Genomic DNA, 18,961 nt, shown 5'->3' on the forward strand with positions numbered 1-18,961 from the left:
TCCCTTCTCCCTTGGGGGGAGAAGGTGGCTCGCGGAGCGAGACGGATGAGGGGGCCGCTAGCCTCATTTTTCACCGTCTCGGGTGCTGACACAGCCCCCTCATCCGAGCCGCGCTGCGGCCCGCCTTCTCCCCCGAGGGTAGAAGGAAGAATGTTGGCGTTTCTCATCTCACGTTCCACTTCCGTCCCGTGCGCGACAGCAGCAGGTCGGCCGCCTCCGGTCCCCAGCTGCCCGCCGCATAGTCCAGCGGTTTGCACTCGCGACACGCCCAGGCGTCCGCCAGCTCATCGACCCATTTCCAGGCCTGCTCGGCCTCGTCCCGGCGCACGAACAGAGTGGAGTCGCCGTTGAGGGCGTCCAGCAGCAGCCGCTCATAGGCGACGCGGCGACGCGGCGGGGCGGCCTCCTTGCCGTCCTGCCCCCACGACAGGCTCATCCGGATCGGCTGAAGCTGCATGCGCTGCTCCAGCCCCGGCTTTTTGTTCATCACCGACAGGGAGATGTCCTCGTCCGGCTGAAGCTCGATCACCAGCCGGTTGTCATAGATGTCGCCGCGCTCGCCGTGACCGAAGATGGAGTGGGGCACCGGCTTGAACTGGATGACGATCTCGGTGCGCTTCTCGGCCAGCCGCTTGCCGGTGCGCATGAAGAAGGGCACGCCCGCCCAGCGCCAGTTGTCGATGTCGGCGCGGATGGCGACGAAGGTCTCGGTGTCCGACGGCTGGCCGCGCTCGGTCTGATAGCTTTCGACCGGGCGTCCTTCGACCTTCCCGGCGGCATACTGGCCGCGCACGGTGACGCGTTCGGCGTCCTCGGCGGTGACGTGGCGAAGCGAGCGCAGCACCTTCACCTTTTCGTTGCGCACAGAGTCGGGGTCCAGATCGCTGGGCGGCTCCATCGCCACCAGACACAGCAGTTGCAGCATATGGTTCTGCACCATGTCCCGCAGGGCACCGTATTCGTCATAATAGGGCCAGCGGTCGCCGACGCCGACCGTTTCTCCGATCGTGATCTGCACATGGTCGATGGTCAGATTGTTCCACAACGGCTCGAAGATGGCGTTGCCGAAGCGCAGGGCGATTAGGTTCTGCACCGTCTCCTTGCCGAGATAGTGGTCGATGCGGAACACCTGGCTCTCGTCAAAGGCGTGAGCCACGGCGTCGTCGATGGCGCGGAAGCTTTCCAGATCGCGCCCGACCGGCTTCTCCAGCACGATGCGGTCGTCGGGACCGGCCAGACCGGCCGTCTTCATCGCCGTGACGATGCGGCCGTAGAGCGAAGGCGACACAGCCAGGAAAGAGGTGACCGGGCCATCGCCCGACCGCGCCTTCAGCGCGCGCAGGCTTTCGGCGTCGGTGGCGTCCACCGCCAGGTAATCGAGCCGCCGGGTCAGGCGCGCCCAACTCGTCTCGTCCCAGGCGTCGGCGGCCTCGGCGCGGGGCTGCACCGCCTGACGCACCTTGGCGATGTAGTCCTCGGCGGTTTCCTGCGACCGGGCGGCGCCGATGATCTTCAGTTCCGGCGGCAGAAGCCCGTCGTGATCCAGGAAGTAAAGCGACGGCAACAGCATCCGCATGGCCAGGTCGCCGCCGCCGCCGAACAGGATTAAAGCCGCCATCTTGAGGCCTCCCTTGCAGAAGATCGGCCCGCCAAGCGTGACCGTGGTCAGCCAGAGTGATTGGCCGGTTCCGCCCGCTGGGCCAAGACGTCCAGCACGTCCTGAAACACCATGTGACGCGCATGCAGAAGCACCAGCAGGTGATAGATCAAATCCGCCGCCTCGCTGGCGAGTTCCGCATTATCTCCCGCCGCCCCGGCCAGAGCCGTCTCGACGCCCTCTTCGCCGACCTTCTGGGCGGCGCGTTTGGGCCCCTGCGCGATGAGGCGGGCGGTCCAGCTGTCGTTGGCGTCGGCCTGGGCTCGGACATGGACGGTGCGCTCCAGCCGCCCGATGCGGCCCAGGCCGGGCGCGTCCCCCTCGCCGAAACAGCTGATGCGGTTCAGGTGGCAGGCGTTTCCGACCGGGCGCACCTTCACCACCACGGAGTCGCCGTCGCAGTCGGGCGTCACCGAGACGACGTTGAGGAAGTCGCCCGAGGTCTCGCCCTTGCGCCACCGTCCGCCGCGCGAGCGCGAGAAGAAGGTGGCCTGTCCGCTGTCCAGCGTCTCGCGCAGCGCCGCCTCGTCCATATAGGCAAGCGTCAGCACCTGAAGGGTGTCGGCGTCCTGCACCACGGCCGGGATCAGCCCGCCGCCCTTGGCGAAGTCCAGTTGGGAGAAGTCGATCTGAGAGATGTCGAGGGTCATATCCTCACCTCCACGCCTTGCGCATCCAGGTAATGCTTGAGTTCCGGGATCGCGATCGCGCCTGAGTGAAACACGCTGGCCGCCAGCGCGCCCGACACGTCCGCCTCCACGAATACATCGCGGAAATGCTCCACCGCGCCCGCCCCGCCGGACGCCACCAGCGGAATGGTCAGCAGACGCCGCGCCTCCGCCAGTTGCGCCCTGTCATAACCGCGCCGCACCCCGTCCTGATCGATGCAGTTCAGCACGATCTCGCCGGCGCCCAGCTCCTGCGCCTCGACGATCCACTCCATCGTCAGCCGCCCGGCGCCGCGCCGCGCGTCCGGATCGCCGGTGTATTGGTGCACCCGCCATTCGCCGTCCTGAAAGGCGCTGTCGACGCCGACGACGACGCATTGCCGCCCCAGCCGCGCGGCCATCTCGCCGATCAGTTCGGGCCGCTCCAGCGCGGGCGAGTTGATCGACACCTTGTCCGCCCCGTGATCGAGGCACCGCGCCGCTTGTTCCACGTTGCGGATGCCGCCCGCGACGCAGAAGGGGATGTCCAGCAGCCGGGCTATGTCCTGCACCCAGCCATAGTCCAGCGTGCGCCCTTCGGGGCTGGCGGTGATGTCGTAGAAGACCAGTTCGTCGGCGCCCTGATCGCGATAGCGCGCGGCCAGTTCGGCGGCGTCGCCCATGTCGACGTGGCCCTCGAACCGCACGCCCTTGACCACGCGGCCGTCCTTCACGTCGAGGCAGGGGATGATGCGCCTAGCGGTCATTGGCCGAAACCGGAGCCATGTTCACAGCCTTGATGGCTTCGGCCACGGTGAAGCGGCCGGCGTAGAGGGCGCGGCCGGTAATGGCGCCGGCGCAGCCGATGGCCTTGGCGGCGATCAGGTCGTCCAGACCGGCGGCCCCGCCCGAGGCTTGAATCTCCAGCTCGGGGCGACGACGGATGGCCTCGGACAGCAGCTCTTGGTTCAGGCCGGTCAGGGCGCCGTCGCGACCGACGTCCGTGATCAGGATGTGGCGCAGCATCCCGACCGGATAGCGCTCCAGCACGCTCCACAGATCCACGCCTGACGACTGGGTCCAGCCTTTCAGGGCGGGCACGGGCAGGCCGTCCTCATAGCGGACGTCCAGGGCCAGGGCGATGGCGTCTGGGCCGAACTGCTCCAGCCATTTAAGCACCTGATCCGTGTCGGTGACGGCCAGTGAACCGATGACGACACGGCTGATCCCTGCGCCCAGCAGGTGCTCGATATCCTTTGCCGAACGGACGCCGCCGCCGGACTGGACCTTGATGTCCACGGCCCTGGCCATGTCGCCAATCAGTTCATACTGACGCGCCTCGCCCGCCTGGGCTCCATCCAGGTCGATGACGTGAATCCACTCGGCCCCCTCGGCGGCAAAGGCCGCCAGCCGGTTGGCGGGATGGGAATCGTAGCGGGTCACGTGATTGAAATCGCCGTGCAACAGGCGAACCGCATGGCCCTCGATCAGGTCAATGGCGGGATAGATGATCACGCGGGCAACTCCAGGAAGTTCTTCAGAATACGCGCGCCGAGCGCGGCCGACCGTTCCGGGTGGAACTGGCAGCCCCAGCGGTTGGCGCTGTTGACCACGGCGGGCACGGGCGCGCCATAGTCGGCGGCGGCCAGGGTCGCCGGACCGTCGGGGCAGATATAGCCGTGGACGAAATAGGCCCAGTCGCCGTCTTTCACCCCGTCCAGCAGCGGGTCGTCGCGGCGGATCGTCAGACGGCTCCACCCCATATGCGGCGACGGGCGCGACGGGGCGGGAAGGATGGCCTCGACCCGACCGGGGATCAGCCCCAGCAGGTCGGCCCCGCCGTCCTCTGCGCTGGCGTCGAACAACAGCTGCTGGCCGAGGCAGACGCCCAGCAGCGGGCGTGGAAACCGGCGCAGCGGTTCGATCAGGTCCAGCGCCTGCAGTCTCTGCATGGCGTAGCCGGCCGCGCCGACGCCGGGCAGGATGATCCGCTCGGCCTCGGCCACATCGGCCGGATCATCGGTGATCCGCACCCGCGCGCCCAGCCGCTCCAGCGCGAACCGCACCGAGGCCACATTGCCCGAGCCGTAGCCGATCAGGGTGACGTTCACAGCACCCCCTTGGTGCTGGGCACGACATCGCCCTCGACCCGGATCGCCTGTCGCAGGGCGCGGCCCAGCGCCTTGAACACGGCCTCGGTCTTGTGATGGTCGTCGTCGCCGGTGACGCGGACGTGGACGGCCGCGCCCAGATTTTCGGCCAGCGATCGCACGACGTGCGCCGTCAGATCGGTGCGGTAGTCGCCCAGCATCGGCGTCGCGAACGTCCCCTCGAACACCGGATAGGGCCGCCCCGACAGGTCGATCGACACCGCCGCTTCCGCCTCGTCCATCGGCAGGACGAAGCCGTAGCGGCCGATGCCGCGCCGCTCGCCCAGCGCCTGTTTCAACGCCTGACCCAGAGCAATGGCGCAGTCTTCGATCGTGTGATGCGGGTCGATGTGCAGGTCGCCCTCGCACGCCAGACGGATGGAGAACCCGCCGTGCGCCGCCACCTGTTCGATCATGTGGTCGAAGAAGCCGACGCCGGTTTCGATCTTCATCGGCCCGGGGCTGTCCAGATCGACGGCGCAGACGATGCGTGTCTCCTTGGTGTCGCGTATGGCCTGACCTGTGCGGCTGCGGCGCGCGCCGGGGCTGGCGGCGCCGAGCGCGGCCAACAGGCGGTCGTTGACCTCGGGCTTCAGCGAAATGGGCAGGCGCACCCGCTCGCCCGCCGGATCGGCGGCCAGGCCGTAGCGGCGCAGGGCCTCCACGGCGCCCGCCGGGTCCGAGGGTCTGGCGATGATCACCGGCCCGACCCCGGCCTCCAGCGCCATGATGCGCGACAGGGCCTCTGTTACGCGGACGCGCTCGCGGCGCACGGCGCTGATGCGTTCGGCCGTCTCCATCATCCGCGACGGGTCCAGCGCCTGCATCGCCAGCCGCACCGAGACCTCGGGCAGGGCGTAGGGCTCCAGCACCTCGGCCAGCCGCGCCAGCGTCTGCGCTTGCGCCACCGCCGCCCCGACCCGGACCCCGGCCAGCCCATAGGCCAACGACAGGCTGCGCAGCACGATCAGATTGGCGTGGTCCTTCACCACGGCGGCGGCCGAGGGCGCCTCGGCGAACTCGACCAGCCCTTCGTCCACGACCAGCAGGGCGGGGGCGACACGCGCGGCCATCTCGGCCACGGCCTCGGACGAGCCGAGGGCGCGGACGACCACGGCGGCGGTGTTGGCACCGTCGGCCGGCCGGGCGTAGAGGGCGGCCAGTTGCGTATAGGGCTCGGCGTCCGGCGCCTGCACCTTCTGTCCGTCGCGCGCGGCCAGGCGCCAGACCAGCTCCAGCCCGTGCGTCAGCCCGCGCGTCGGCAGCGCTTGATCGGCGCCGACGCCGTAGAGGGCGGCCATGCGGGCCGCCAGAGCGGCCGGCTCGGCCGGATAGCGCTCCAGACCGTCGCCGCCGGAAACCAGCGGCGGATAGGGGGCGGGCAGCGTCATGAGCCTTCTCCCTCGCCATATTGTCCTTCTCCCCTCGTGGGAGAAGGTGGCCTGCGGAGCAGGTCGGATGAGGGGGCTGTGTCCGCACATACGACGGATGAGGGCGAAGCCAGCACACCCCTCATCCGAGCGCCTCCGGCGCCCACCTTCTCCCACAAGGGGAGAAGGAAGAGATTCTGTGTCATCCCGCGCTCCTCAGATCGGCGGCCCTGGCGTGGGCTTCCAGCCCCTCCAGCCGGGCCAGGGCTGCGGCGACGGGAGCCAGGGCGGCGGCGCCCTGTTCACTGACGGTCTGCACCGACATGGTCGTCATGAAGCTGGCGGTGGCCACCCCGCCCAGCGTTCGCGCCGCGCCGTCGGTCGGCAGGACGTGGCTGGGGCCCGCCGCATAGTCGCCCAACGTCTCGGCCGCCCAGCGCCCGACGAAGACGGCGCCCGCCGCGCTGATGCGCTCGACCAGCCGTTCGGCCTCCTGCGTCTGGATCGACAGGTGTTCGGGACCATAGAGGTTCGCCACCTCGCACGCCCCGGTCCTGTCGCGCACGCGGATGGCGCGGGCCTCGGCCAGAGACGCGCGGGCGATGGCCGCGCGCGGCAGGCTGTCGACCTGACGTTCGACCTCGGCGATGATCTCGCTCAGGGCCGTGCCGCTGTCGGACACGAGGATCACCTGCGCATCGGCGTCGTGCTCGGCCTGGCTTAACAGGTCGGCGGCGACGATCTCGAAATCAGCGTCGCGGTCGGCGATGACCAGCAGTTCCGACGGCCCCGCAGGCAGGTCGCAGGCCGGGCCGCCGGGCAGGGACGAGGCGTAGCGCTTCGCCTCGGCCACATAGGCGTTGCCGGGACCGAACAGCTTGTCGACGGGCGCGATGACGCCGTCTTCCAGTTCTACGCCGAAGGTCAGGGCGGCGATGGCCTGCGCTCCGCCCAGCAGCCACAGCTCGTCCAGCCCCGCCTCGGCGGCGGCGGCGATCATGGCCGGGTGGACCGAGCCGTCCTTGGACGGCGGCGTCACGGCGACGCGCCGTCCGACCCCGGCCACGTCCGCCGGTATGGCCAGCATCAGCAGCGATGAAAACAGCGGCGCCGTTCCGCCCGGAACATAGAGGCCGGCCGAGCCGATGGGCCGCCAGACCAGCTTGGACTTCACGCCGGGCGTCGTCTCGATGAAGGGCGTGTCCTCTGGCCGGGTCGCCTGATGGAAGACGCGCACATTGTCGGCGGCGACGCGCAGGGCGCGGGCGGCGGCGGGCGGCAGGTCGCGGCGGGCCTTGGCGGCGGCCGTCTCGGTGACTTCGATGCGGCGCGGCGGGGCGCCGTCCAGCCGGGTCGCCCAGTCGGTCACGGCCTCGCCGCCGCGCGCCCGCACGTCGTCGAATATCTCGCGCACCACGCTGGAGACGAAGCCTTCAGTGCGGCGCTGCGGGCGGGCCAGGGCGGCTTTGCGTCCGGCGGCGTCGAGTTGGTTCCAGTCGATACGCTTCATCACATCATCTTCTCGATGGGCAGGACCAGGATGGCCGACGCCCCTTCCGCCTTCAGTTTCTCCAATGTCTCCCAGAAGACCGCCTCCTGACAGACGGCGTGGACGGCTACGGCGTCGTCGCGCCCCGACAGGGGCATGACGGTGGGCGATCCGGCGCCGGGCAACAGGGCGGTGATCCGGTCCAGCGCCGCGCGCGGCGCATTCAGCATCACGTATTTGGCCCCTTGCGAGGACACGACGCCCGCCATCCGCTCGACGATGGAGTCCAGCAGATGCTGCAGCCCCGCCTCGGGCGGCGTCGGCGCCTTGATCAGCACGGCCTGACTGTCCAGCACCGTCTCGCGCGCCGTCAGCCCGTTGGCCTCCAGCGTGGCGCCCGTCGAGACCAGGTCGCAGATTGCGGCGGCCAGCTTCAGCCGGGGGGCCACCTCGACCGCGCCGCGCATGGTGACGATGTCGGCCTGCACCCCCGCCTCATCCAGAAAGCGGCGCAGGATCTTGGGGTAGGAGGTGGCGATCCGCAGCCCCTGCAGCGACGACGGTCCGGCGTAGTCCAGCCCCGGCGGCGTCGCGATCTTCAGCGTGCAGCGGCCGAAGCCCAGCGGCATGACGACCTCTGCATTCGGCCCGCCGTTCTTCACCTCTTCCAGCACGTTCTCGCCGACGATGCCCAGATCACAGACCCCGTCCGCCACAAAGGTCGGGATGTCGTCGTCGCGCACCCGCAGCAGGTCGATCGGATAGTTCTCGATCCGGTACAGCAGATCGTTGTTGCCCTTGATCACGCGCAGGCCCGCATCGCGGACCAGATCGAGGCTGCGTTCGGCCAGGCGGCCGGATTTCTGGATGGCGATGCGCAGCCGCCCCTGAACCGTACTCATGATCTCAACTCAGGCTTTCAGTCTGTCCAGCACCAGCCGATAGCCCTGGTGCGGCATGTCTTTGAGGGAGCGCGCGACGCGCACCACGGTGGTCGGGCTGGCCGGGGTCTCGGCGGCGATCTCGCGATAGGTCTTGTCACCAGCGTCCAGCATCCGCGCCACCTGCCATCGCTCGGCCATGGCGCGCAGCTCGGCCGGGGTGCACAGGTCGGCCAGGAAGGCGTCCGCCTCCGCTCGCGTCTTCAGCGAAAGCAGGGCGTCCAGCAGGGCGGTCTTGGCGGCGTCGGTGCTCATTGCGCGTTCCATTATGCTGTAACAATGGAACGGTCAAGGGAGGTGAGTTGACGTCGCTTCTTTTTTCCTCCCCACCTGTGGGGAGGGGGACCACGAAGTGGTGGAGGGGCCATGCCGCCGACTGTCGACGCTTATCGTCGCGCCGCCCGAATGCGTCGCACCCTGACTCCGCCGGAAGCGCGTCTATGGATACAGATCAAAGGCGGCGGCCTCGAGGGACTGAAATTCCGCCGCCAGCATCCGGTTGGTTCCTACATCCTCGACTTCTACTGCCCTGCTGCACGGCTCGCTGTGGAGGTCGACGGCGCGGGGCACGACGACCCAGAACAGATCGTCCATGATGCGCGACGAACCGTATGGCTGAAAACGCAGGGGATTGAGGTTCTGCGCGTCCGGGCCACGGATGTGCGCGATCATCTCGATGGAGTTCTGGCGGTGATTCTGCTTCACGCGACGGGGCGGTAGAGACCCCTCCACCACTTCGTGGTCCCCCTCCCCATGGTCATGGGGAGGAAAAATCTGACCGCCTCTCGCTAGTCGAGCGTCGCCACTCTATCTGTCCGCCATGAGCAAGGTTGTGATCATCGGCGCGGGACACGCGGGGGGCTCGGCGGCGGCGCTGCTGAGGCAGTATGGGTTCGAGGGCGAGATCGTCCTGGCGGGGCAGGAGGATGCGCCGCCCTATCAGCGGCCGCCCCTGTCGAAAGCCTGGCTGAAGGGGGAGGCGGGCCTGGAAGACCTGCTGCTGCGCCCCGAGAGCTTCTACGCCGAGCAGAATATCGCGCTGCGCACCGGCGTCACGGCGAGCGCTATCGACGCGGCCGCCAGGACCGTGACCTTCGCCGACGGAACGGTCGAGCCTTACGACGTGTTGATCCTGGCCACCGGCTCGACGGCCCGCAAGCTGGCCCTTCCCGGCGCGGACCGGCCCGATCTGCTGGAGCTTCGCACCCTCGACGACGCCGAGCGGCTGAAGGCGGTTCTCGCCCCCGGCAAGCGGTTGGCGGTGGTCGGCGGCGGCTATGTGGGTCTGGAGGCGGCGGCCTCGGCCCGCGCCCTGGGCGCGGAGGCGGTGGTGATCGAGCGCATGGACCGGGTGCTGGCCCGCGTGGCGTCTCAGCCCCTGTCGGCCTTCTTCACCGACCTGCACAGGAAGCATGGAGTTGAGATCCTGACCGGCGTCGAGGTCGCGGGGTTCGAGGATGCGGGCGTGCGTCTGGCGGACGGGACGCTGATCACGGCGGACGCGGTGCTGGTCGGCGTCGGCGCCTTCGCCTGCGAGGCCCTGGCGCGGACGGCGGGACTGACGTGCGAAAACGGCGTGGTGGTGGATGAGACCGCCCGCACCAGCGACCCGAACATCTACGCCATCGGCGATGTGACGCGGCGGCCGATCCCGGTCCACGGCGGCGTCATGCACCGGCTGGAGAGCGTGCCCAACGCCCTGGAGCAGGCCAAGCAGGCGGCCAGCGCCATCGTCGGCCGCGCGGCCCCGGCGCCGGAAGTGCCGTGGTTCTGGTCCGACCAGTATGACGTCAAGCTGCAGATCGCGGGCGTGCCCTTCGACGCGGACCGCCAGCTGGTGCGCGGCGACCCGGCCGGCGGCGCCTTCTCGGTTTTCCACCTGAGCGGCGACAGGATCGTGGCGGTGGAGGCGGTCAACGCCCCGGCCGACTTCATGGGCGGGCGGATGCTGATCGGGAAGGGGATGGCGGTGGACGACGCCCTGCTGGCCGATCCGACAGTGTCGATCAAGGCGGTCGCCAAGCCCCAGGTGTGACCTGCGTGTGACACCTGATCCGCAAGTGCGATTTAGTCGCAGGAGTCAGATTGTCGCACCCTGAAATGGTGCTAATGCGAGCCGGTCTCAATCAATGGCCGGTTCCTCCTCATGTCCGACACCCGCTCCGCCGCCCTCAAGGCGCTCCTGTTCGCGTCCAGCGCCGCCGGGATGCTGTGCGCCGCGCCCGCGATCGCGGCGACTGACGAGGCCGCGCCCGCCGATGGGGTGATCAGTCAGGACGCCACCAACCTGGGCACGGTGGACGTGCACGGCCATCGCGTGAAGCGCGAGCCGAAAGACCCGCAGTTCGTCACGCCTCTGGTCGATACGCCGCGCACCGTGACGGTGATCCCGCAGCAGATCATCGAACAGACGGCCGCCACCTCCTTGCAGGACATCCTGCGCACTTCGCCGGGCATCACCTTCGGCGCAGGCGAAGGCGGCCAGCCCCTGGCCGACCGGCCCTTCATCCGCGGTCAGGCCTCGGGCAACAACATCTTCGTCGACGGCATCCGCGACACCGGCGGCCAGCAGCGCGAGGTCTTCAACCTGGAGCAGGTCGAGGTCATCAAGGGCGCCGATTCCGTCTATTCGGGTCGCGGTTCGGGTGGCGGCAGCATCAACCTGGGCTCCAAGTCGCCGCGTCTGACCAACTTCGTCCACGGCTCGGCCGGGGTCGGCACGGACGACTATCTGCGTGGCACGGTGGACGCCAACTGGCAGGTTGGTCCGACCGCCGCCATGCGCCTGAACGTCATGGCCTCGCAGGGCGACGTGCCGGGCCGCAACGGAGCCGATTTCGACAAGTGGGGCATCGGGGCTGCGGTCGCCGTGGGTCTGGGCGCGCCGACGACGCTGACGGCCAGCTACTACCACCTCGACAGCAATCAGACGCCTGACTACGGCATCCCGCTCTACACCAAGCTGGGCGGGGCGAACGCTCCGCGTCCGGACGCCTCGGGTATTCTGGATGTGCCCTATGACAGCTTCTACGGCCTGAAGGCGCGCGACTATCTGAACAATACGGTCGACAGCCTGACGCTGGAGATCGAGCATCGCTTCAGCGACACCCTGGCCCTGCGCAACGTCACCCGCTACTCGCAGACGCTGAACGACTATGTCGTCACCAACCCCGGCGACGGCGGCGTGGCCCAGCAGATCGACGGGGTCTGGTGGATGAAGCGGGGCCTGAAGTCGCGCTGGAACCCGGCCGAGACCCTGGCCAACGTCACCGACCTGCACGGCTCCTTCCTGACCGGTTCGATCAAGCATGACTTCGACGTCGGTCTGGAGCTGTCGCGCGAGAAGAACCGCAACGCCTCCTATACGGTCACGACCCTGACCGGCACGGCCTGCCCGGCGCCGTTGACGGGCCTGGACTGCACCCAGGTCTATGCGCCGAACCCGAACGACCCGTGGACGGGTACGAACACGCGCGGGACCGAGACCTATTCGGACACGGATGCGCTGGGAGTTTACGCCTTTGATTCCATCAGCCTGGGCGAGCGGTGGAAGCTGAACCTGGGCCTGCGCTACGACCGTTATGACGTCGAAGGCACGGAGCTCCCGCGCGGCGCCGTCGAGCCCGTCATGCGCGAGGCGGACTGGGACTTCGTCAACTATCAGGTGGGTCTGGTCTACAAGCCGACGGCGAGCAGCAGCGTCTACGCCTCCTTCTCGACCGCTTCGACGCCGCCCACGATCTCGGCGGGCGATCAGAACGGCGTCGGCGGCGTAGGCAGCGGCAACCTGGCCAGCACGGTGCTGGATCCGGAGCAGACCGAGAGCTTCGAAATCGGCGCCAAGGCCAATCTGTTCGACGACCGTCTGGCGCTCAGCGGCGCCCTGTTTCACCTGACGCGCAAGGACGCGGCCATCGAAGTGGAGCCGGGCCTGTTCGAGCAGGCGGGCGAGACCAGGGTGCAGGGCGTGGAGCTGGGCGTGTCGGGCAACATCACCGACAAGTGGCAGGTCTTCGGCGGCTACACCTGGATGGACTCCGAACTGGTGCGCGGCGCCTATAGCAGCGTCAACCTGGGCGATCCGCTGGCCAATACGCCCGAGCACAGCGCCAGCCTGTTCACCACCTATCGCGTCCTGCCGAAGTTGAGCCTGGGCGGTGGCGTCTATTACGTCTCCAAGTCCTGGGGCGGAAACCAGGGCGGGGCCGGCGGCGGCGCCAACCGCGTCTATGCGCCGGAATACACCCGCGTCGACCTGTTCGCCTCCTACGACATCAGCGACCGCGCCTCGGTGCAGCTGAACGTCCAGAACGCCGGGGATGAGGAGTACATCATCCGCACCAACGGCGTGCACCACGCCGACGTGGCCCCGGCGCGTCAGGCTATCCTGACGCTGAACGTCCGCTACTAAGAGGCCGCGTTTCGCGCCATCATGTCGGCCCCGTCGTTCCTTCGAGCGGCGGGGCCGATGCGTTTCCAGACGGTGAGAGAGCCATGCTGCTGCACATCCCCGAAGTCTTCACCAAGGCCGAGGTGAAGGCCCTGCGTCGGACGCTGGACGCCGGACCCTGGGCTGACGGCAACATGACCTCGGGCCATCAGTCGGCGACGGCCAAGCGCAATCAGCAACTGCCCGAGGACAGCGCCCAGGCGCGCGAGGTGTCGGCTCTGGTCGTCCAGGCGCTGAACGCCAATCCGATGTTCGTCTCGGCGGCCCTGCCGCACACGATCTTTCCGCCCCTGTTCAATCGTTATGAGGGCGGCGGCGAGTTCGGCGCCCACGTCGACAACGCCATCCGCCAACGCGACGGCCATCGCATTCGCAGCGATCTGTCGGCCACCCTCTTCCTGTCGGAGCCTGAGGACTATGACGGCGGCGAACTGATCATCGAGGAGATGTACGGCGCCCAGTCGGTCAAGCTGCCGGCGGGCGATCTGGTTCTCTATCCGTCCAAGAGCCTGCACCGGGTGACGCCCGTGACGCGCGGGGCGCGCGTCTCCAGCTTCATGTGGCTGCAGAGCCTGATCCGCGACGACGCCGATCGCGAGACCCTGTTCCGCCTCGACGTGGCGATCCAGCGGGTCAATCTGGACAAGGGACCGAAGGACGCGGCGGTGATCGAGCTGACCGGCGTCTATCACAACCTGCTGCGGCGTTGGTCGGAGGTCTGACGCTCCTTCAGGCGTCGTCCAGCATGGCGGCGGAGGCGGGGGTCATGCGCTCGATCAGGCCGTCGGGCGTGCGTTCCGTGAAATGAGCGGCCAGGCCCAAGGCCTCGGCCATCTCAGGCCCCTCGATCGGGCCCAGCACGGTCAACGCCGTGGCCAGGGCGTCGGCGCGCATGGCCGAGGCGTCGAAGACCGTGACCTGCGCCAGGCCGTTGTCGACGGGCCGCCCCGTCGCGCCGTCCAGGGTGTGCGAATAGAGCCGCCCCCCATGGGTGAAGGCGCGGCGCCCGTCGCCCGAAGTCGCCATGGCCAGGTCGACCAGAGCCGCCACCGTGCGCGGCTCGGGCGATCCGGCGACGGCCTCGATCTCGACCCACCAGGGTTGGGCGTCGGGCTTGACGCCGCGTCCCTTCAGTTCGCCGCCGATCTCAACCAGGTGCGAGGTCGCGCCCAGGGCGCTCAGCCGGTCCGAGACGCGATCGACCGCATGGCCCTTGGCGATGCCCGAGAAGTCCAGCTTCATGCCGCCGATCTGGATCGCCGCCTGGGCCTCGCGGTGCAGCCGCAGCTTCTGCCAGCCCGAGACGGCGCGCGCCGCCTCGACCTCTTCGTCGGACGGCAGGGGCAGCAGGACCGAGCGCGGTCCCGGCGGGCCGAAGCCCCACAGGTCGACCAGGGCGCCCAGGCTGGGATCGACCGCGCCGTTGACGTCGTCGGCCAGATCCAGCGCCTGGGTCAACAGGGCCCAGAAGTCGTCCGACAGAGCCCAGGTTCCGGCCGGGGCGGCGTTGAAACGGCAGATCTCGCTGTCGACCTCCCACGGGCTGAAGACGGCGACGATGCGGGCCAGTTCTTCCTCGACCGCCGCCGCGAAATCGCCCTGGGCGGCGCCCGGCGGCGGAACCAGCCGCACCGACCAGGTCGTGCCCATGGTCTCGCCCGACAGGGACCAGATCAGGTCGCTGGGCGGCCGTTCGGGCGCGCCGGTCATGGGCGGGATCAGAACGCGGTCGTCGCGTCGGCTGTCGTCCGGCCCTCCGATCAGGATCGGCGAAGGGGCGAAGGCGGATCGTTTCATGGGCGGCGCAACGGTCTGGCTGAAAGAGACGAAGGCCCCTTATGACCGGGATCGTTCAGCGGGTCACGGCGACGCGCACGGCGCGCAGTTCGGACGACCCGGTCCCGGCGGCCGTATTGGCCGCGCCCCAGTGGAAGGGCACGCGCACGGACTCGCGCCCGCCATCTCGCGCGCCGCCTCGACGACCAGCGTGTACTGCCCGGCGGGCAGGTTCCGCAGGCGCGCGCCGGGCACGTTGACGACATGGCGGCCGGGGGCCTTGGTCGGGCCGGAGATTCCGTCGGCGGGCATGGCCATGGCCCGGCCGCCCTTGCGCCACCAGGCGCGCAAATCCCTCAGCCAGTCTGTGCCGTCGCCCTGACTGTTGCGGCTGCCGGGGTGATACCAGACGGCCGGGGTCTGGACCGCGCTCTGATCCGGCTTTTCGATCCACACGGCGACATAGGGGCGGTGATAGGCGGCGCTGTTGATGCGCGGCAGCTCGATCAACACCGACAGGTCGGCGGCCAGGGCGGGCGCGGCGGCCGCTGAAAGACCCGCAGCGGTCAGGATCAGGGGAAGCGGACGCATGAGGCGGCTCCTCAATGGATGAAGAACAGGGCGAGCACGACGGGGATCAGCAGCCCCAGCCCGACCAGCGGCCAGGTCAGGGGCCGCCGCCAGGCGTGCAGCCACAACAGGCCCAGCCCCGTCAGGGTGAAGACGATGCAGGCGACGGCGAAGGCGTCGATGAACCAGAACCAGGCCGCGCCTGTGTTGCGGCCCTTGTGCATGTCGTTGAGCCAGGCGACCCAGCCGCGCGTGGTCTTTTCGTGCAGGGCCTCGCCCGTCGCCCGGTCGATGGTCAGCCAGGCGTCCCCGCCGGGCATGGGCAGGGCGACATAGATTTCCTCGGCCGTCGTCTCGGTCGGCTTTCCGGCGATGCGGACGTCGAAGGCCGCGTCCGCCCAGCGCGCCACGGCGTCGGGCGCGGGTTCGGTCGTCTCCTGCGGAAACTCGGCCAGCCGCGCCAGCAGGGGGGCGGGCAGGACGGCCGTCTGTTCGCGCACCACGGCCTCGGCCGGGATCTGGGCGGCGTGGTTCAAGGTAACGCCCGTCGCGGCGAACAGCAGCAGGCCGATCATGCTGACCGCCGCCGAAATCCAGTGCCAGCTTTGCAACTGTCTCAACCAGAAGGCGCGCGCGGGCGGCCGTGCGGCCTTGGCCTTCGGCTGGGCGGCGGGCTTTGCAGAAGAGGCGGCGGCGTCGGTCACGCCCTGGCCTTGCCACGAAATGCAAATGACTTGCAACTGCGACTATCGGCGCCGCTGATCCGGTCAGGCGGCCTGAGCGGTCTGTTCGCGCGACAGGACCAGGCGGATGGCGTTCAGCAGGGCCTCGGGCTGGATCGGCTTCTGCGCCACCCCGTCCATTCCCGCCGCCAGATAGTCCGCCTCGTCGCGCGGGTCGGCGTTGGCCGTCAGCGCAAGGATCGGCAGGGCGGACGCGGGGCCGGGCAGGGCGCGGATGGCGCGGGTGGCGGCGACCCCGTCCATCACCGGCATCTTCACGTCCATCAGGATCAGGTCGAAGGGCGCCGTCGTCGCGCACTCGACCGCCTGACGACCGTTCTTGGCCGTTTCGTGGGTGCAGCCGAACAATTCCAGCACCTTGCCTGCCACGAAGCGATTGGCGGCGTTGTCGTCCACCACCAGGACGTGCAGGGTCGGGTGGGCGGTGGGATCGGCCATGGCGCCGTCGTTGCGGCGTCCATCGCCTCTGCCAGCGGCAGGCGCAGCTCGAAGCGGAAGCGCGCCCCGCCCTGGGGTGATCGTTCGACCGCCAGGCGTCCGTCCATGCGGTCTATGATCTGGCGGCAGATGGCCAGACCAGCCCCGCGCCCGCGCCCTGGCGGCCCGCTTCGCCGGTGTTGAAGGGTTCAAAGATGGCGCGCGCGGCGTCCTCGCTGACGCCGGGGCCGCTGTCGTCGACCGTCGCCGACAGACACACCTGTCCGTCCTCTAGCGCCGTGTCCACGCGCACCTCGACGGCGCCGCCTTCCGTGAACTTCAGGGCGTTGCCGATCAGATTGTTGAGCAGCTGCTTCAGCCGCATCTCGTCGCCGATGATCCAGCGCGCGGCGCGCAGATCTCCGTGGACGCGCAGGTCCAGCGCCTTCTCTTCGGCGCGGGGGCTCCATAGGGCCGACAGGTCCGCCGTCACCGCCTGAAGGTCCAGAGGAGCGGGCTCCAACGTCAGCATCCCGGCTTCGGCGCGGGACATGTCCAGCGCATCGGTCAGCAGGCGCAACAGGCTGTTTCCGGAGTCCAGGATGGTGCGGACATGGGGGCGCAGATCCTCCTGCGTCAGCTGGCGCTCCATCAAGGCGGCCACCCCCAGCACCCCGTTCAAAGGCGTGCGGATCTCATGGCTCATGACGGCCAGGAATTCGGACTTGGCCCGGCTGGAGGCGCGCGCCTCGGCCTCGGCGCGGACCAGGTTCTGGGCCAGCTCGGCCATGGCTTCGGCGCGGCGCTTGTGGATCGCTACCCCGGCCTGAAGCACGTGCAGCCCGGCGCCGACCCCGACATAGCGGCCGCGCGAGACGACGATGAACCCCTTCAGCAAGGCGCCCAGCCCCGCCGTGTCCATCGAGGCGAACAGGACGTCGGCCGAGGCGTCGGCCTCGACGATCATGGGCGCCGGGTCCATCAGCGCCGAGACCGGGCGCCGGGCGTAGAGGGCGCGGCCGAACTCGGCGGCCAGCTTCAGGGTGAAGGCGTTGCGCTCGATCAAGCCGATGGGCCGCCCGTCAGCATCGGCCACGGCGATGACCAGGGTCTCGGGCTCGGCCTCGAAACGGGCCAGGGCGTCGGCCCCCGGCGCGTCCGGCGCCATGGGCGCCGAGGCGTCCACGAAGTCTCCGATCCTGGCCATTTCCAGCCGTCTCCTGCTTCTTGCGAGAGCAGGGTTAGGCCAGGGCGCTTAACAGGCGCTTTGCCGGAAGTGAATGTTTTGCAAGGCTAATCTGACAGATGATCCGAGAGCGGATGATCAGAGGCGCGCCAGCAGTTCGGCCGCGAAGGTCGACAGGCTGTCGTCGCGCGCGCCCATCACCACGATCCGGTCGCCGGGCTGGGCGATCTCGACGATGCGGTCGCCGCAGTCGGCGCGGGTGGCCAGGGCCTGCGCCTGACGACCTGCCGCGCGCACGCCGGCCGCGATGTCCTCGCTGCCGACGCTGCGGTCGGTGGTGCCGCCGTAGTAGACCGGCTCGGGCATCAGCAGCACGTCGTCACGGCGCATCAGACCGGCGAAGCCTTCGATGAACTCGCGCTGCATCAGCTTCAGCGGGCCGAAGCCGTGCGGCTGGAACAGGATCAGCAACCGCCCGTCAAAGGCGTGCAGGGTCTTCAGGGTGGCGGCGATCTTGTCCGGGTTGTGGGCGAAGTCGTCGATGACGGTGACGCCGTTTCGCGCGCCCACCACCTCCAGCCGCCGCCGGATGCCGCTGAAGGTCTCCAGCGCCGCGACCGCCTGATCCATGCCGACGCCCAGCGCCCTGACTGCGCCCAGCGCCGCCAGGGCGTTGGCGACATTGTGCGCGCCCGGCACGTTCAGCCGCGCGGCCCGCGCCGCCTCGCCGCGCACGCGCAGTTCGAAGGTCATGCCGGTCGGCAGCGGTTGCAGGTCGTGCGCCGACAGATCGGCCTCTTCCTCGCCCAGGGCGAAGGTGATCGCCTTGCCCGTCTCCAGCGTTTGCGCCAGCGCCGCCGTCTCGGGGTTGTCGAGGTTCAGCACCGCCGTCGTCGCCCGGCCGACGAAGCCGCCGAACAGGTCGCGCAGCTCCTCCATCGACTTGTGGTCCAGCGAGATGTTGGAGACGACCGCCACCGTCGGCTCATAGCGGGCGATGGAGCCGTCGCTCTCGTCCACCTCGGCCACGAACAGATCGGGTTCGCCGATCAGGGCGCTGGCGAACGGGTGGTCGGCGTCGGCGAAGTTCTTCATTACGGCGCCGTTGACCACGGTCGGCGCGCGGCCCGCCTGATCCAGGATCCAGGCGATCATGCCGGTGATGGTCGACTTGCCGCTGGTGCCCGCCACGCCGATCGAGGTCGGAGCCGCGTTGAACAGTTCGCTGAGCAGCTGGGGACGGGTCTTGATGAGGGCGCCGACGCGCTTGGCCGCGCCGATGTCGGGCACGGTGCCCTCGACGGCGCCGGTGGCGACGACCACCTGATCCTTGCTGACCACGCCCGAGCCGTCCTGCGGGTGCAGGGTCACGCCGTGGGCGCGCAGCCAGTCGAACTTGTCCGGCGTGCGGCCCTGATCCAGGGCGCGGTCAGAGCCGGCGATGCGGTTGCCTTGCGCCTGAACGATCATCGCCAGGGGCAGCATGCCGGAGCCGCCGACGCCGCAGAAGAAATAGTCTTTGTTCATCGGCTTGATTTCAGGGCTGGAAACCGGGGAATGTCCGG

General features: G+C 69.2%; 17 protein-coding genes and 2 pseudogenes. 4 read left to right on the forward strand and 15 right to left on the reverse strand.

Annotated elements, in window-relative coordinates:
* Positions 1–163 precede the first annotated feature (163 nt).
* The 9 genes from zwf to FGL25_RS01745 all read right to left on the reverse strand — a co-directional run bounded on the left by zwf (position 164) and on the right by FGL25_RS01745 (position 8,521).
* A complete protein-coding gene (gene zwf / locus FGL25_RS01705; RefSeq protein ID WP_003166152.1) occupies positions 164–1,618 on the reverse strand; it encodes a glucose-6-phosphate dehydrogenase in 1,455 nt (484 codons plus the stop codon).
* A 47-nt stretch (positions 1,619–1,665) separates the two neighbouring features.
* Positions 1,666–2,307: a bifunctional phosphoribosyl-AMP cyclohydrolase/phosphoribosyl-ATP diphosphatase HisIE gene (gene hisIE / locus FGL25_RS01710; RefSeq protein ID WP_138140778.1), complete on the reverse strand. Its 642-nt coding sequence runs from the start codon at positions 2,305–2,307 to the stop codon at positions 1,666–1,668.
* Positions 2,304–3,071: an imidazole glycerol phosphate synthase subunit HisF gene (gene hisF, locus FGL25_RS01715; RefSeq protein WP_138140779.1), complete on the reverse strand. Its 768-nt coding sequence runs from the start codon at positions 3,069–3,071 to the stop codon at positions 2,304–2,306. Before hisF ends, hisIE begins: the two co-directional genes overlap by 4 nt.
* A complete protein-coding gene (gene hisA / locus FGL25_RS01720) occupies positions 3,061–3,819 on the reverse strand; it encodes a 1-(5-phosphoribosyl)-5-[(5-phosphoribosylamino)methylideneamino]imidazole-4-carboxamide isomerase (RefSeq protein WP_128718785.1) in 759 nt (252 codons plus the stop codon). The genes hisF and hisA overlap by 11 nt, the downstream gene beginning before the upstream one ends.
* Complete coding sequence (gene hisH / locus FGL25_RS01725; protein WP_138140780.1) at positions 3,816–4,415, reverse strand: imidazole glycerol phosphate synthase subunit HisH; 600 nt, start codon at positions 4,413–4,415, stop codon at positions 3,816–3,818. The genes hisA and hisH overlap by 4 nt, the downstream gene beginning before the upstream one ends.
* Positions 4,412–5,845: an imidazoleglycerol-phosphate dehydratase HisB gene (hisB, locus tag FGL25_RS01730; RefSeq protein ID WP_138140781.1), complete on the reverse strand. Its 1,434-nt coding sequence runs from the start codon at positions 5,843–5,845 to the stop codon at positions 4,412–4,414. Before hisB ends, hisH begins: the two co-directional genes overlap by 4 nt.
* 181 nt (positions 5,846–6,026) lie before the next feature.
* Positions 6,027–7,334, reverse strand: coding sequence for a histidinol dehydrogenase (hisD, locus tag FGL25_RS01735; protein ID WP_138140782.1), 1,308 nt, complete (start codon positions 7,332–7,334; stop codon positions 6,027–6,029).
* The gene (gene hisG / locus FGL25_RS01740; protein ID WP_138140783.1) at positions 7,334–8,215 is read right to left on the reverse strand and encodes an ATP phosphoribosyltransferase; all 882 of its coding nucleotides are present in this window, start codon (positions 8,213–8,215) and stop codon (positions 7,334–7,336) included. Before hisG ends, hisD begins: the two co-directional genes overlap by 1 nt.
* Before the next feature lie 9 nt (positions 8,216–8,224).
* On the reverse strand, positions 8,225–8,521 hold the full coding sequence (locus FGL25_RS01745; RefSeq protein WP_138140784.1) for a YerC/YecD family TrpR-related protein: 297 nt from the start codon (positions 8,519–8,521) through the stop codon (positions 8,225–8,227).
* Positions 8,522–8,620: 99 nt separating this feature from the next.
* Here FGL25_RS01745 and FGL25_RS01750 point away from each other — a divergent pair, with 99 nt between their 5' ends.
* The 4 genes from FGL25_RS01750 to FGL25_RS01765 all read left to right on the forward strand — a co-directional run bounded on the left by FGL25_RS01750 (position 8,621) and on the right by FGL25_RS01765 (position 13,426).
* Positions 8,621–8,974, forward strand: a complete 354-nt coding sequence (locus tag FGL25_RS01750) for an endonuclease domain-containing protein (RefSeq protein ID WP_138140785.1) — start codon at positions 8,621–8,623, stop codon at positions 8,972–8,974.
* Between the two features lie 100 nt (positions 8,975–9,074).
* A complete protein-coding gene (locus tag FGL25_RS01755; RefSeq protein ID WP_138140786.1) occupies positions 9,075–10,289 on the forward strand; it encodes an NAD(P)/FAD-dependent oxidoreductase in 1,215 nt (404 codons plus the stop codon).
* Between the two features lie 111 nt (positions 10,290–10,400).
* Positions 10,401–12,665, forward strand: coding sequence for a TonB-dependent receptor (locus FGL25_RS01760; protein ID WP_138140787.1), 2,265 nt, complete (start codon positions 10,401–10,403; stop codon positions 12,663–12,665).
* An 83-nt stretch (positions 12,666–12,748) separates the two neighbouring features.
* Complete coding sequence (locus tag FGL25_RS01765; RefSeq protein ID WP_138140788.1) at positions 12,749–13,426, forward strand: Fe2+-dependent dioxygenase; 678 nt, start codon at positions 12,749–12,751, stop codon at positions 13,424–13,426.
* Positions 13,427–13,433: 7 nt separating this feature from the next.
* On the opposite strand, the gene FGL25_RS01770 is transcribed toward FGL25_RS01765, so the two are convergent.
* The 6 genes and pseudogenes from FGL25_RS01770 to FGL25_RS01790 form a co-directional block, all read right to left on the reverse strand.
* Positions 13,434–14,501 (reverse strand): FAD:protein FMN transferase, encoded by a 1,068-nt coding sequence (locus FGL25_RS01770; RefSeq protein WP_138140789.1) that lies wholly within the window; start codon positions 14,499–14,501, stop codon positions 13,434–13,436.
* A 55-nt stretch (positions 14,502–14,556) separates the two neighbouring features.
* Positions 14,557–15,071 (reverse strand): annotated as a pseudogene (locus FGL25_RS01775) (DUF2271 domain-containing protein).
* A gap of 11 nt (positions 15,072–15,082) precedes the next feature.
* Positions 15,083–15,754 (reverse strand): PepSY-associated TM helix domain-containing protein, encoded by a 672-nt coding sequence (locus FGL25_RS01780; protein ID WP_138140790.1) that lies wholly within the window; start codon positions 15,752–15,754, stop codon positions 15,083–15,085.
* Between the two features lie 63 nt (positions 15,755–15,817).
* Positions 15,818–16,231, reverse strand: coding sequence for a response regulator (locus tag FGL25_RS17155; protein ID WP_252969956.1), 414 nt, complete (start codon positions 16,229–16,231; stop codon positions 15,818–15,820).
* A gap of 95 nt (positions 16,232–16,326) precedes the next feature.
* Positions 16,327–17,417 (reverse strand): annotated as a pseudogene (locus FGL25_RS01785) (sensor histidine kinase); the annotation flags it as partial.
* Positions 17,418–17,534: 117 nt separating this feature from the next.
* A complete protein-coding gene (locus FGL25_RS01790; protein ID WP_138140792.1) occupies positions 17,535–18,923 on the reverse strand; it encodes a UDP-N-acetylmuramate--L-alanine ligase in 1,389 nt (462 codons plus the stop codon).
* Positions 18,924–18,961: the final 38 nt, after the last annotated feature.

This window comes from Brevundimonas vancanneytii (assembly GCF_901421975.1).
Lineage (GTDB): Bacteria > Pseudomonadota > Alphaproteobacteria > Caulobacterales > Caulobacteraceae > Brevundimonas > Brevundimonas diminuta.

Coding starts and splice junctions, on each gene's coding strand:
- FGL25_RS01760 (WP_138140787.1), top strand. CDS start 10,401: ATGTCCGACACCCGCTCCGCCGCCCTCAAGGCGCTCCTGTTCGCGTCC.
- FGL25_RS01745 (WP_138140784.1), bottom strand. CDS start 8,521: ATGGAACGCGCAATGAGCACCGACGCCGCCAAGACCGCCCTGCTGGAC.
- FGL25_RS01770 (WP_138140789.1), bottom strand. CDS start 14,501: ATGAAACGATCCGCCTTCGCCCCTTCGCCGATCCTGATCGGAGGGCCG.
- FGL25_RS01750 (WP_138140785.1), top strand. CDS start 8,621: ATGCCGCCGACTGTCGACGCTTATCGTCGCGCCGCCCGAATGCGTCGC.
- hisIE (WP_138140778.1), bottom strand. CDS start 2,307: ATGACCCTCGACATCTCTCAGATCGACTTCTCCCAACTGGACTTCGCC.
- hisD (WP_138140782.1), bottom strand. CDS start 7,334: ATGAAGCGTATCGACTGGAACCAACTCGACGCCGCCGGACGCAAAGCC.
- hisG (WP_138140783.1), bottom strand. CDS start 8,215: ATGAGTACGGTTCAGGGGCGGCTGCGCATCGCCATCCAGAAATCCGGC.
- hisB (WP_138140781.1), bottom strand. CDS start 5,845: ATGACGCTGCCCGCCCCCTATCCGCCGCTGGTTTCCGGCGGCGACGGT.
- FGL25_RS01790 (WP_138140792.1), bottom strand. CDS start 18,923: ATGAACAAAGACTATTTCTTCTGCGGCGTCGGCGGCTCCGGCATGCTG.
- FGL25_RS01765 (WP_138140788.1), top strand. CDS start 12,749: ATGCTGCTGCACATCCCCGAAGTCTTCACCAAGGCCGAGGTGAAGGCC.
- hisF (WP_138140779.1), bottom strand. CDS start 3,071: ATGACCGCTAGGCGCATCATCCCCTGCCTCGACGTGAAGGACGGCCGC.
- zwf (WP_003166152.1), bottom strand. CDS start 1,618: ATGGCGGCTTTAATCCTGTTCGGCGGCGGCGGCGACCTGGCCATGCGG.
- FGL25_RS01755 (WP_138140786.1), top strand. CDS start 9,075: ATGAGCAAGGTTGTGATCATCGGCGCGGGACACGCGGGGGGCTCGGCG.
- FGL25_RS17155 (WP_252969956.1), bottom strand. CDS start 16,231: ATGGCCGATCCCACCGCCCACCCGACCCTGCACGTCCTGGTGGTGGAC.